Below are 12226 nucleotides of genomic sequence, written 5' to 3'. Positions count from 1 at the left end.
GATGTCCTCGGACGTGCGCGAGCGGCCGGCGCGCCCGGGCCGCGGGCCCGGCGCGGTGACCATCCGCCCCCGGCTCGCGTTCTGGCTGGGCTGGGTGTCGGCGGCGGCGATCGTGGTGATCTTCGTCGTGATCGCGGTCGTCCTGCGGAACACGGCCACGGGCGTGTTCTTCCGGTTCGCCGACCAGGTGGCCATGGTGCTGCTCGGGCTGTTCATCGCCGCCGGCCTCGCGCTGTTCGCCCGGCCGCGGGTGCGGGCGGACGAGCACGGCATCGAGGTCCGCAACGTCGCCCTGCCGCGCTATCTGCCCTGGTCCGAGGTGGAGCGGGTCTCCTTCCCCGACGGCGCCTCCTGGGCCCGGCTGGACCTGCCGGACTACGAGTACCTGCCGGTCCTGGCGATCCAGGCCGTCGACCGGCAGCACGCTGTCGACGCCATCCGGACGGTCCGGGCCCTGCACGCCGCGGCGCGCCGGGGCGCGCAGGACTGAGCACCCGACGCGGGGCCGGCCGCTCCCGGGCGGGACGGGGCTGCCGCTCCGCGGGAAGTGAGGGTTACCTTACCCGACATGGAGATCGCCGCCGCCCCGTCGGAGCCGTCCGCCGCGGACCTGCAGGTCGTCACGACCCTCGACGAGCTGCGGGAGGTGGTCCCCGACCCGCACCCCTCGCTCTGGGAGAAGGACATCGGGCGGATCGACGAGTCCGCCCGCACCTTCATCGAGGCCTCGCCCTTCCTGCTCCTCTCGACCTCGGGGCCCGACGGCACCTGCGACGTCACGCCCCGGGGCGATCCGGCCGGGAGCGTCCTGGTACTCGACGAGCACACCCTGGTGATCGCCGACCGGCGCGGCAACCGCCGGCTCGACGCCTTCCGCAACATCCTCGGCAACCCCCACGTCGGTCTGCTGTTCGTGATCCCGGGCCGGTCGGACACCCTGCGCGTGAACGGCACGGCCCGGCTGGTGCGGGACGCCCCCTTCTTCGACCGGCTCACCGTGCAGGGTGTGCGCCCGGTGCTGGCCGTCGTGGTGACGGTGGAGGAGCTGTTCCTGCACTGTGCGAAGGCCTTCCTGCGCGCGGGGCTGTGGGAGCCGGGATCCTGGCCGGACCCGGCCTCGGTGCCGAGCGTCGGCCAGATGGCGAAGGCGATGAAGAACCTCGACGTGGCCGCCGAGGAGATCGACGCCGCCCTCGCCCACGACGCCGAGCACCACCGGTACTGATCCACCCGCGCCGGGAGCGGGTGGTCCGGCGCCGGCCGCGGGCGAGCCCGGCGCTGCTCGTCGCGGGACGGCGACCGCTCGGCGCGGGCCCGGGGCCGGAGAGCCGTGCACACTGGCGTACAGGTGAGGATGACCCCCGCGTTGCGGAGCGTGATCGAACGTGTACGGACGGCCGGGTCTCCCCGCCGCGACGCCCCGGCACGGTGAGGTGGACGCATGACGACGGGTCACGACGGGCGGCCCGCAGGACCGCGAGGCACCGGGGCGGTCGGCCCGCGGCGGCCGCGGCGCCCACGGGCCGTGCTGGTGGACGTGTACGACACCGTCCTGCGGACGGACGGGCTCCGGCGCCGGTTCGTCGACGTGGGGCGGCCCGAGCACGAGTACGAGCTGTTCCTCGCGCACGCGCTGCGGGACGCGATGGGCTTCGCGCTGGCCGGCACCCCGGTCGCCTTCGCCCGGGTGCTGACCGACGCGCTGCGCACCGCGACCGGGCACAAGCTCCCGGACGACGCGCTCGCGCACATCGCCGAGGGCTTCACCACGCTGCCCGCCTTCCCGGACGCCGAGCCCGCCCTCACCGTGCTCGCCCGCTCCCGCATCCCCGCCTGGGCGGTGGCGCAGGGCAGCGGCGACCACACCTCGGGTGCCCTCGACGCCACGGGCCTACGGACATACCTGCGGGGCACCGTGGCCAGCGACGACCTGGGCGTGCTGCCGCCCGACCCCGAGGCCTACCGGCTGGCCTGCGCCGCCGCCCGGATCGACCCCGAGACCACCGCGTTCGTGTCCGCGCACGGGTACCTCGTGCACGGCGCGATGCGGGCCGGCCTGGTCGGCGCGCTGGTGCTGCGGGCCGGCGACGGCGTGCCCGCCTCGATCGACCTGCCGCACGTCACCGGCACGACCCTGCTCACGACGGTCGAGGCGCTGCTCGACCTGCCCAGCTGAGGATCCGCCGCGCCCCGCCAGTCAGCCGGTCCGGTCAGCCCGGTCCCGCCGCCAGCCGCCGGGGAGCCGCGCCCCGGCCGTCGCGGAGGCGCCGCCCGCCCAGGTCCGCCCGCCGGCCCGCCTCGGCGCCCTCGGCGAACCCGCTACCGGAGAGCGACGGCCGCCGCGCCCGCCCCAGGTGCGGGAACGCCTCGGCGTAGGCGCGGTCGACCTGCGCGCCGCGGTCGACCAGCACGAGCGCCGTGCCCACCGCGCGCTCCCGGTCGCCCCCGGCCTGCGCGCACGCCTCGGCCGCGGCCCGCTCCTCGGCCTCGAGCAGCCGCTGGTGGACCTGGGCGGCGAAGCCCTGCAGCCAGGACCGCCGGTACGCCGCGACGGACTCGTCCGGCCAGGGAGGTCTCAGCCGGACCAGCCGGCCCGTGGCCTGCAGCAGCAGCGAGGTGTACAGCAGCTCCACCCGCTCGCGGTCCGAGGCGAACCCGAACACCGTCACCGCGGCGACCTTCCCCCCGCTCGCCCCGTGCATCACCCACCGGCAGCGCAGCGCCGCCGCGGTCCAGCCGAGCAGCCGCGCCTTGCCCGCCGAGTACGGGTCCTCCATCCCGATCCGGACCATGCCGATCTCGTCCCGACGCGGGTCGTCCGCCGCGAGGAGCGCCTCGTCGATCCCGTGCCGGGCCATCAGCTCGACGGCCTTGGCGTTGTAGGTCTCGGCCTCCTCGGGCGTGCCCGCCCGCTCGGCCTTGGCCAGCAGCTTCCGCACCCGGTCGAGCCGGTCGGCGCGGGCGGCGGTGTCGGGGGAGAGGGGGGTGCCGGTGGTCATCGGGGAGCCTTCCTTCGAACGGCCGTTCGGTTCGGGGTACGGTCTACCCGACCGCACCGACAGTTCCGGCCGGTCCCGGTGGGATACACCCCCGGGCCCCGGACCCCGACACCGCCCGGGCGGCACGGCGTGTCGGGGGGCGGCTCTACCCTGGGGAGGCCATGCCGGACCCCGCCACCTACCGCCCGGCCCCGGGGACGATCCCCGAGGCCCCGGGCGTGTACCGCTTCTCCGACCCGCAGGGCCGGGTGATCTACGTCGGCAAGGCGAAGAGCCTGCGCCAGCGGTTGAACAGCTACTTCGCCGACGTCGCCGGCCTGCACCCGCGCACCCGCCAGATGGTGACCACGGCCGGCCGCGTGCAGTGGACGGTGGTCCGCACCGAGGTCGAGGCGCTCCAGCTCGAGTACAACTGGATCAAGGAGTTCGACCCGCGGTTCAACGTCCGCTACCGGGACGACAAGACCTACCCGGTCCTCGCGGTCACGCTGAACGAGGAGTACCCGCGGCTGCACGTCTACCGCGGCCCGCGGCGCCGGGGCGTCCGCTACTTCGGCCCGTACGCCCACGCGTGGGCGATCCGGGAGACCCTCGACCTGCTGCTGCGCGTGTTCCCGGCGCGGACCTGCAGCGCGGGCGTGTTCCGCCGGCACGGCCAGATCGGCCGGCCCTGCCTGCTCGGCTACATCGACAAGTGCTCGGCCCCGTGCGTCGGCCGGGTCAGCGCCGAGGAGCACCGCGAGATCGTCGAGGAGTTCGCCGAGTTCCTCTCCGGGCGCACCGACCGCATGATCCGCGAGCTCGAGCGGCGGATGCAGCAGGCGTCGGAGGACCTCGAGTTCGAGCGGGCCGCCCGCCTGCGGGACGACGTCGGCGCCCTCAAGCGGGCCATGGAGCGCCAGGCCGTGGTGCTCGGCGACGGCACGGACGCGGACGTCGTCGCGTTCGCGCAGGACGAGCTGGAGGCCGCCGTCCAGGTCTTCCACGTCCGCGGCGGCCGGGTCCGCGGCCAGCGCGGCTGGGTGATCGACAAGACGGACGAGACGCCGGACACCGCGGCGCTGGTCGAACGGTTCGTCACCCAGTTCTACGGCGAGCAGGCCGCGCTGGCGGACGCGGCGGACGACGCCTCGCAGCCGGTCCCGAAGGAGATCCTGGTCCCCGAGCTGCCGGCGGACGCGGGGACCCTGCAGCAGTGGCTCACCGGGCTGCGGGGGTCCCGGGTGAGCCTGCGGGTGCCGCAGCGCGGGGACAAGCGCGCGCTGGCCGAGACCGTCGAGCGCAACGCCAAGGAGTCGCTGGCCCAGCACAAGCTGCGCCGCGCCGGGGACCTCACGGCCCGGTCGGCCGCCCTGCAGGAGCTGCAGGAGGCCCTGGGCCTGGACCAGGCCCCGCTGCGCATCGAGTGCATCGACGTCAGCCACGTGCAGGGCACGAACGTCGTGGCCTCGCTGGTGGTGTTCGAGGACGGGCTGGCGAAGAAGTCCGACTACCGCCGCTTCGAGGTGCGGGACGGCGCCCAGGGCGGCGACGTCGCGTCGATCGCCGAGGTGGTCCGGCGGCGGTTCCGCCGCTACCTCGCCGAGAACCGCGACGGGGCGGACGACGACGCGGCGGACGGGGACGGGGCGCTCGGGACCGATCTGGTGCTCGGTGCGGAGGTCGGCGAGCCCGAACCCGACGACGGCGACTCCATGCCCAAGGTCCGCACCGGCATCGACCCGGAGACCGGGCGGCCGAAGAAGTTCGCCTACGCCCCGAACCTGCTGGTGGTCGACGGCGGGCAGCCGCAGGTCGAGGCGGCGGCCGACGTGCTGGCCGACCTGGGGATCCACGACGTGGCGGTGTGCGGGCTGGCCAAGCGCCTGGAGGAGGTCTGGCTCCCCGGCGACCCGGACCCGGTGATCCTGTCCCGGACCAGCGAGGCGCTGTACCTGCTGCAGCGCGCGCGGGACGAGGCGCACCGCTTCGCCATCACCTACCACCGCCAACGTCGTTCCAAGAGCATGGTGGCGTCCGAGCTCGACGGGATCCCGGGCCTCGGCCCGGCCCGGCGGCAGGCGCTGCTGCGGCACTTCGGCTCGATGCGCAAGATCCGGGCCGCGGAGGTCGACGAGATCGCCGGGCTGCCGGGGTTCGGCCGGCGCACGGCGGAGGCCGTGGTGGCGGCCCTCCACCCGGACGCGGGGACTCCCGCGGACGGCGGTAACCCGGCGGGCCGGCAGGACGAGCAGCACACCGCCGGGCACGAGGCGGCCGAGCAGCTGACAGCCGAACACCACACACCCGCACAGCACGCAGCGGGAACGAGCGCGGAGGGGGCGCCCGGCCGGTGAACGAGGACGGCGAGACCACGACCGGGACGACGACCGGGACGGCCGGGACGAAGACCGGCACGAACGGGACGACGACCGGGGCGACCGGGGCGATGACCGGGGCGACCGGGGCGACGAACCGGGCGACCGGGGCGACCGCGGTCGGCACGGCGACCTCACGGAACCCCGGGGGTGACTCCCCGGCCGCCGCGGCCGCGCGGCGGGCCCCGTCGGCCCCGGCGGTCGATCCCGCCGGCACGGGGGCCGCCCCGGCGAGCGCCTCGTCCGGCATCGAGGTCGCGCTGGTCAGCGGCCTGTCCGGGGCCGGCCGGAGCACCGCGGCGAAGGTGCTGGAGGACCTCGGCTGGTTCGTGGTGGACAACCTGCCGCCCGAGCTGATCGAGACGATGGTCGACCTGGGCGCGCGGTCGAGCGGGGAGGTCACCCGGATCGCGGTGGTCATGGACGTCCGCAGCCGGGCCTTCACCCGCGACCTCAGCGCGGTGATCCGCGATCTCGACGCCCGCGGCTACAAGCCGCGGCTGCTGTTCCTCGAGGCCGCCGACGCGGTGCTGGTCCGCCGGTTCGAGCAGAACCGGCGCAGCCACCCGCTGCAGGGCGCGGGCCGGCTGGTCGACGGCATCACGGCCGAACGTGAGCTGCTGCGGCCGCTGCGGGAGAACGCCGACCTGCTCGTCGACACGTCCACGCTGTCGGTGCACCAGCTGCGCGCCCGGATCGAGCAGGGCTTCGAGACCGGCGCCCCGGAGCCGACACGGGTGAACTTCCTGTCCTTCGGCTACAAGTACGGCCTGCCCATGGACTCCGACCTGGTCGTGGACATGCGGTTCCTGCCGAACCCGCACTGGATCCCGGAGCTGCGCGAGCACACCGGGCGGGACGCGGATGTGCGCGACTACGTGCTCTCCCAGGAGGGCGCCGAGGACTTCCTCGGCCGGTACGTCGAGCTGCTGAAGCTGATGGGCGCCGGGTACCGGCGCGAGGGCAAGCGGTACCTCGCCGTGTCCGTCGGCTGCACCGGCGGCAAGCACCGGAGCGTGGCGATCAGCGAGGAGCTGGCCCGGCGGCTGGCCGGCGCGGAGGGGGTCGCGGTGAGCGTGACGCACCGCGACCTGGGCCGCGAGTGACCGGCCCCGGCACGGCCGCACGGGTCCCGGGGCCCCGCGGGAACGGCGCGGCGGCGGCGACCGGGCTGCGCGCCGTCGCGCTCGGCGGCGGCCACGGGCTGTCCGCCACCCTGGCCGCGCTGCGCCGCATGCCGGAGGTCACCGACGTCACCGCCGTGGTCACCGTGGCGGACGACGGCGGCTCGTCCGGCCGGATCCGCCGCGAGCTGGGCGGCCTGCTGCCCCCGGGGGACCTGCGGATGGCGCTCGTCGCGCTCGCCGCGGAGGACGACGGCGGCCGGCGCTGGGCCGAGCTCGTCCAGCACCGCTTCGGCGGCACCGGCGCGCTGGCCGGGCACGCCGTCGGGAACCTGCTGCTCGCCGGGCTGATGGAGACCCTCGGCGATCCCGTCGAGGCGCTCGACGAGGTGTGCCGGCTGCTCGGCGTCCGCGGCCGGGTGCTGCCGATGAGCCGGGTGCCGCTGGACATGGAGGCCGAGGTCAGCGGGCTGGACGAGACGGACCCGGGGCGCACGCACCGGATCCGGGGCCAGGTCGCGGTGGCCTCGACGCCCGGGCGGGTCGAGCGGGTGTGGCTGCACCCGGACCGGCCGCCGGCCTGCGAACAGGCGGTCGACGCCGTCCGCGCGGCCGATCTCGTGCTGCTCGGGCCGGGCTCGTGGTTCACCAGCGTCCTGCCCCACCTGCTGGTCCCGGCCCTGCGCGAGGCCCTGCACGAGACCGCGGCCCGCCGGGTGGTGGTGCTGAACCTGGCGCCCGAGCCGGGGGAGACCGCGGACTTCTCCCCTGAGCAGCACCTGGCGGTGCTGGCGGCGCACGCGCCGGAGCTGCGCGTCGACGCCGTGCTGGCCGACGCGGCGGCCGTGGCGGTACCCCATCGGCTGCGCCGGGCGGCACGGGCGATGATGGGACCCGGCGGCCGGGTGCATCTCGCACCGGTCGCGGCGGAGGACCCGCTCGTGCCGCGGCACGAGCCGGCGGCGTTGGCGGCGGCGCTGCGGGAGGTCCTGGCGGCGTCCGCACCGATGCCCGCCGGGAGGCGGGCATGAGGGGGCAGGCGCACGCGTGGGGTGTGCGGACGGACCGGAGGGGGAGGCGCACGGCATGGCGATGACCGCGGCGGTGAAGGACGAGCTCAGCAGGCTCACCGTGACGAAGCCGTCCTGCCGGCGTGCGGAGGTCGCGTCGCTGCTCCGGTTCGCCGGCGGCCTGCACATCGTGGGCGGCCGCGTGGTGATCGAGGCCGAGGTCGACACGGGCTCGGTGGCGCGCCGGCTGCGCAAGGAGATCCACGACCTCTACGGCCACCAGTGCGAGGCGCACGTCATCACCGCCGGGGGGCTGCGCCGCGGGAACAGGTACGTGATCCGGGTGGTGCGGGACGGGGAGGGCCTGGCCCGCCAGACCGGGCTGCTCGACCAGCGGGGCCGACCGGTGCGCGGGCTGCCGCCGGCCGTCGTCTCCGGCGACCTGGACGACGCCGAGGCGGCCTGGCGCGGAGCCTTTCTCGCCCACGGCTCGTTGACCGAGCCCGGCCGCAGCTCGGCGCTGGAGGTGACCTGCCCCGGCCCGGAGGCCGCGCTGGCGCTGGTCGGCTCGGCGCGCCGGCTCGGGGTCACGGCGAAGGCGCGCGAGGTGCGCGGGGCGGACCGCGTCGTCGTCCGGGACGGGGACGCCATCGGCGCCCTGCTGACCCGGATGGGCGCCCACGAGAGCGTGCTGGCGTGGGAGGAGCGGCGGATGCGCCGCGAGGTCCGGGCCACCGCCAACCGGCTCGCCAACTTCGACGACGCGAACCTGCGCCGCTCGGCCCGTGCCGCCGTCGCCGCCGCCGCGCGGGTGCGGCGCGCGCTGGAGATCCTCGGCGACGACGTCCCCGACCACCTGCTGGCCGCCGGGCGGCTGCGCGCCGAGCACACCCAGGCGTCGCTGGAGGAGCTCGGCCAGCTCGCCGACCCGCCCATGACGAAGGACGCGGTGGCGGGCCGGATCCGCAGGCTGCTGCACATGGCCGACAAGCGCGCCGCCGACCTGGGGATCCCGGACACGGAGTCGGCGGTCACCCCGGAGATGCTCGAAGACGCGTGACCACCTGCGGAAATGCCGTGCAGGTCACGCCCGGCGCAGCCCTGTGGAGGACGGCGGATGCCGCTAGGGTTGCCCCGATCCCCTAGACGACACCAGTGGAGGTTCGTGTGACGGTCCGGGTAGGCGTGAACGGCTTCGGCCGCATCGGCCGCAACTTCTGGCGGGCGGTGGACGCCCAGCGCGCCGCCGGCACGAGCGACATCGAGATCGTGGCGGTCAACGACATCACCGACAACGCGACTCTCGCGCACCTGCTGAAGTACGACTCGATCCTCGGCAGGCTGCCGCACGAGGTCTCCTCGACGGACGACGAGATCGTCGTCGACGGCAAGGGCTTCAAGGGCCTCGCGGTCCGCGACCCCGCCGAGCTGCCGTGGAAGGACCTCGGCGTCGACGTCGTCGTGGAGTCGACCGGCCTCTTCACCAAGCGCGAGGCCGCGTCCAAGCACCTCGACGCGGGCGCCAAGAAGGTCGTCATCTCCGCGCCGGCCACCGGCGAGGACATCACGATCGTCAAGGGCGTCAACGACGACCAGTACGACGGCAGCCAGAACATCGTCTCCAACGCGTCCTGCACCACGAACTGCCTGGCGCCGCTGGCGAAGGTGCTCGACGACCTGCTGGGGATCGAGAAGGGTCTGATGACCACGATCCACGCGTACACGCAGGACCAGAACCTGCAGGACGGCCCGCACAAGGACCTGCGCCGCGCCCGGGCCGCCGCGCTGAACATCGTGCCGACCTCGACCGGCGCCGCGAAGGCGATCTCGCTGGTCCTGCCGCACCTCAAGGGCAAGCTCGACGGCTACGCGCTGCGGGTGCCGATCCCCACCGGGTCGGCCACCGACCTCACGGTCGAGGTCCGCAAGGAGGCCTCCGCCGAGGAGATCAACGCGGCGTTCAAGGCGGCCGCCGAGGGCCCGCTCGAGGGCATCCTCAAGTACACCGAGGACCCGATCGTGTCGTCGGACATCGTGACCGACCCGCACTCCACGATCTTCGACGCCGGCCTGACCAAGGTCATCGGCAACCAGGTCAAGGTCGTCGGCTGGTACGACAACGAGTGGGGCTACTCGAACCGGCTGGCCGACATCACCGCCCTGGTCGCATCGAAGCTCTGAGACGGGCTGTGAAGACTCTCGAGGACCTCGTCGCCGAGGGCGTGAGCGGGCGTGCCGTGCTGGTGCGCTCGGACCTGAACGTCCCGCTGGACGGCGAGACCATCACCGACGACGGCCGCATCCGCGCCTCGGTACCGACGCTCTCGACCCTGGCCGACGCCGGGGCCCGGGTCCTCGTCACCGCGCACCTCGGCCGGCCGAAGGGCGGGGCCGACCCGAAGTACTCGCTGGCCCCGGTGGCGAAGCGGCTCGGCGAGCTGCTCGGCAAGGAGGTCCCGCTGGTGCCGCACGGCCGGCGCCCGGAGCTCGCCGACGGGCAGGTCGCGCTGCTGGAGAACATCCGGTTCGACCCGCGCGAGACCAGCAAGGACGACGACCAGCGGGCGGAGTTCGCCCGCGAGCTGGTCGACCTCGTCGGGGCCGACGCGGCGTTCGTGTCGGACGGCTTCGGCGTGGTGCACCGCAAGCAGGCCTCGGTGTACGACGTCGCGCAGGACCTCCCGGCCTACGCCGGCGGCCTGGTCCTGTCCGAGGTCGAGGTGCTGCAGAAGCTCACCGGCGATCCCGAGCGGCCGTACGCGGTCGTGCTGGGCGGGTCGAAGGTCTCGGACAAGCTCGCCGTGATCGAGGCGCTGCTGCCGAAGGTCGACTCGCTGCTGGTCGGCGGCGGGATGTGCTTCACCTTCCTCGCCGCACAGGGGTACGGCGTCGGCTCGTCCCTGCTCGAGCAGGACCAGATCGACACGTCGCGGAAGCTGCTGGAGTCCGGCAAGATCGTCCTTCCGACGGACGTCGTGGTCGCGGACAGGTTCGCCGCGGACGCGTCGACCAAGACCGTCCCGATCGACGCGATCGAGGACGGCTGGATGGGCCTGGACATCGGCCCGGAGTCGGTGCGGGAGTTCGCGTCCGTGCTGACCGGGGCGAAGACGGTGTTCTGGAACGGGCCGATGGGCGTGTTCGAGATGGCGCCGTTCGCCGAGGGCACCCGCGGGGTGGCGCAGGCGATCGTCGACGCCACCGCGGACTCGGGCGCCTTCAGCGTCGTCGGCGGCGGGGACTCCGCGGCCGCGGTGCGCGCGCTCGGCCTGCCCGAGGACGGCTTCTCGCACATCTCCACCGGTGGCGGCGCGTCCCTGGAGTTCCTCGAGGGCAAGTCCCTGCCCGGCGTCGCGGTCCTGGAGCGGTAGATGGCACGCAAGGTGTTGATCGCCGGCAACTGGAAGATGAACCTCAACCACCTCGAGGCCATCGGGCTGGTGCAGAAGGTCGCCTTCGCGCTGCCGGAGAAGTACTACGACCACGTCGACGTCGCGGTGCTCCCGCCGTTCACGGACATCCGCAGCGTGCAGACCCTGATCGACGGGGACAAGCTGAAGCTGGTCCACGGCGCGCAGGACCTCTCGCCGCACGACTCCGGGGCCTACACCGGGGACGTGTCCGGGCCGATGCTCGCCAAGCTCGGCTGCACCTACGTCGTCGTCGGGCACTCGGAGCGGCGCGAGATCCACGGCGAGGACGACGGTGTCGTCAACGCCAAGGTGCGCGCCGCGCTGAAGCACGGCCTGCAGCCGATCCTCTGTGTCGGCGAGGGGCTCGACGTCCGCGAGTCCGGCGCGCAGGTCGCGCACACCACCGCGCAGCTGGTCGCCGCGCTGGAGAAGGTCACCCCCGAGCAGATCGGCCAGGTCGTCGTGGCCTACGAGCCGATCTGGGCGATCGGCACCGGCAAGGTGGCGAGCCCGGCGGACGCGCAGGAGGTCTGCCACGCGTTGCGCGAGGCGGTCCGCGAGAAGTACGGCGACCAGGTCGCCGGCGCGCTGCGGATCCTCTACGGCGGCTCGGTCAAGGCGAAGAACGTCGGCGAGATCGTGGCCGAGGCGGACGTCGACGGAGCGCTCGTCGGCGGGGCTTCGCTCGACGCGGACGAGTTCGCCCAGCTCTGCGCGATCGCCGCGGGCGGCCCGCTGCCCTAGGCGCCCGGTCCGTACCCGAACGGCGCTCTCGCTCATACCTGGTGAGCGAGAGCGCCGTTCGTCCGTTCGTTCGTCCGTTCTCGGGGTGTTCCGGCGTGGGGTCGTCCGGGCGTGGGAACCCCGGCTGTGCGACGTCCGTTGGACGGGCGGCGGGGTGCGCCGAACGGTCCGGTAACGGTGCGCCCGGATTCCGCGACCCAGGGAGCACGGCCCGGGGCGAGCGGGCGGGCGGGGCTGGGTACAGTGGACACCCCTGCCGGGCTTCGAGAGGGCGGATGAGAACGGGATGATCCTGGCACTCCAGATCGTGCTGATCGTGTCCAGCGTCGTGCTGGTGCTGCTGATCCTGCTGCACCGCGGGCGCGGCGGCGGGCTGTCGAGCCTCTTCGGCGGCGGCGTCCAGTCGAGCCTCTCGGGGTCGAGCGTCGTCGAGAAGAACCTGGACCGGCTGACGCTGTTCACCGCGGCGATCTGGCTGGTCGCCATCATCGGGACCGGCCTGCTGGTCAAGGTCGGGGCCTGACCCAACGCCCTGCAGTCAACGCCTGCACCACAGCGGCGTCGAGCGGAGGAGAGCAC

Annotated in this window: 12 protein-coding genes; 11 read left to right on the top strand and 1 reads right to left on the bottom strand. The window is 74.4% G+C overall.

Annotated features, from left to right (window positions below; translation table 11 throughout):
* Nucleotide 1: 1 nt before the first annotated feature.
* From ABD990_RS05870 to ABD990_RS05860, 3 genes are all read left to right on the top strand, one after another.
* Nucleotides 2–490 (top strand): PH domain-containing protein, encoded by a 489-nt coding sequence (locus ABD990_RS05870; RefSeq protein WP_345379057.1) that lies wholly within the window; start codon nucleotides 2–4, stop codon nucleotides 488–490.
* Nucleotides 491–568: 78 nt separating this feature from the next.
* Nucleotides 569–1225: a pyridoxamine 5'-phosphate oxidase family protein gene (locus ABD990_RS05865; protein ID WP_345378856.1), complete on the top strand. Its 657-nt coding sequence runs from the start codon at nucleotides 569–571 to the stop codon at nucleotides 1223–1225.
* A 216-nt stretch (nucleotides 1226–1441) separates the two neighbouring features.
* Nucleotides 1442–2176 (top strand): HAD family hydrolase, encoded by a 735-nt coding sequence (locus ABD990_RS05860; protein WP_345378854.1) that lies wholly within the window; start codon nucleotides 1442–1444, stop codon nucleotides 2174–2176.
* Nucleotides 2177–2210: 34 nt separating this feature from the next.
* On the opposite strand, the gene ABD990_RS05855 is transcribed toward ABD990_RS05860, so the two are convergent.
* The gene (locus tag ABD990_RS05855; protein WP_345378853.1) at nucleotides 2211–2999 is read right to left on the bottom strand and encodes a DUF2786 domain-containing protein; all 789 of its coding nucleotides are present in this window, start codon (nucleotides 2997–2999) and stop codon (nucleotides 2211–2213) included.
* A 161-nt stretch (nucleotides 3000–3160) separates the two neighbouring features.
* On the opposite strand from ABD990_RS05855, the gene uvrC reads away from it, so the two are divergent.
* The 8 genes from uvrC to secG all read left to right on the top strand — a co-directional run bounded on the left by uvrC (nucleotide 3161) and on the right by secG (nucleotide 12170).
* Nucleotides 3161–5335, top strand: coding sequence for an excinuclease ABC subunit UvrC (gene uvrC, locus ABD990_RS05850; protein ID WP_345378851.1), 2175 nt, complete (start codon nucleotides 3161–3163; stop codon nucleotides 5333–5335).
* Between the two features lie 269 nt (nucleotides 5336–5604).
* Nucleotides 5605–6462, top strand: coding sequence for an RNase adapter RapZ (gene rapZ, locus ABD990_RS05845; protein WP_345379055.1), 858 nt, complete (start codon nucleotides 5605–5607; stop codon nucleotides 6460–6462).
* Between the two features lie 65 nt (nucleotides 6463–6527).
* A complete protein-coding gene (locus ABD990_RS05840; RefSeq protein ID WP_345379054.1) occupies nucleotides 6528–7511 on the top strand; it encodes a gluconeogenesis factor YvcK family protein in 984 nt (327 codons plus the stop codon).
* Nucleotides 7512–7566: 55 nt separating this feature from the next.
* Nucleotides 7567–8550, top strand: a complete 984-nt coding sequence (gene whiA, locus ABD990_RS05835; RefSeq protein WP_345378848.1) for a DNA-binding protein WhiA — start codon at nucleotides 7567–7569, stop codon at nucleotides 8548–8550.
* A gap of 107 nt (nucleotides 8551–8657) precedes the next feature.
* Nucleotides 8658–9671 (top strand): type I glyceraldehyde-3-phosphate dehydrogenase, encoded by a 1014-nt coding sequence (gap, locus tag ABD990_RS05830; protein ID WP_345378847.1) that lies wholly within the window; start codon nucleotides 8658–8660, stop codon nucleotides 9669–9671.
* Nucleotides 9672–9679: 8 nt separating this feature from the next.
* Nucleotides 9680–10861: a phosphoglycerate kinase gene (locus tag ABD990_RS05825; protein ID WP_345378845.1), complete on the top strand. Its 1182-nt coding sequence runs from the start codon at nucleotides 9680–9682 to the stop codon at nucleotides 10859–10861.
* On the top strand, nucleotides 10862–11647 hold the full coding sequence (gene tpiA / locus ABD990_RS05820) for a triose-phosphate isomerase (RefSeq protein WP_345378844.1): 786 nt from the start codon (nucleotides 10862–10864) through the stop codon (nucleotides 11645–11647). It abuts the gene before it with no gap.
* Between the two features lie 286 nt (nucleotides 11648–11933).
* A complete protein-coding gene (gene secG / locus ABD990_RS05815; RefSeq protein WP_037038713.1) occupies nucleotides 11934–12170 on the top strand; it encodes a preprotein translocase subunit SecG in 237 nt (78 codons plus the stop codon).
* The last annotated feature ends 56 nt before the right edge of the window (nucleotides 12171–12226 follow it).

It is taken from the genome of Pseudonocardia yuanmonensis, assembly GCF_039542425.1.
Lineage (GTDB): Bacteria > Actinomycetota > Actinomycetes > Mycobacteriales > Pseudonocardiaceae > Pseudonocardia > Pseudonocardia yuanmonensis.
The sequence above is the reverse complement of the archived record's forward strand: the minus strand, read 5'-3'. Positions and strand labels throughout refer to the sequence as shown.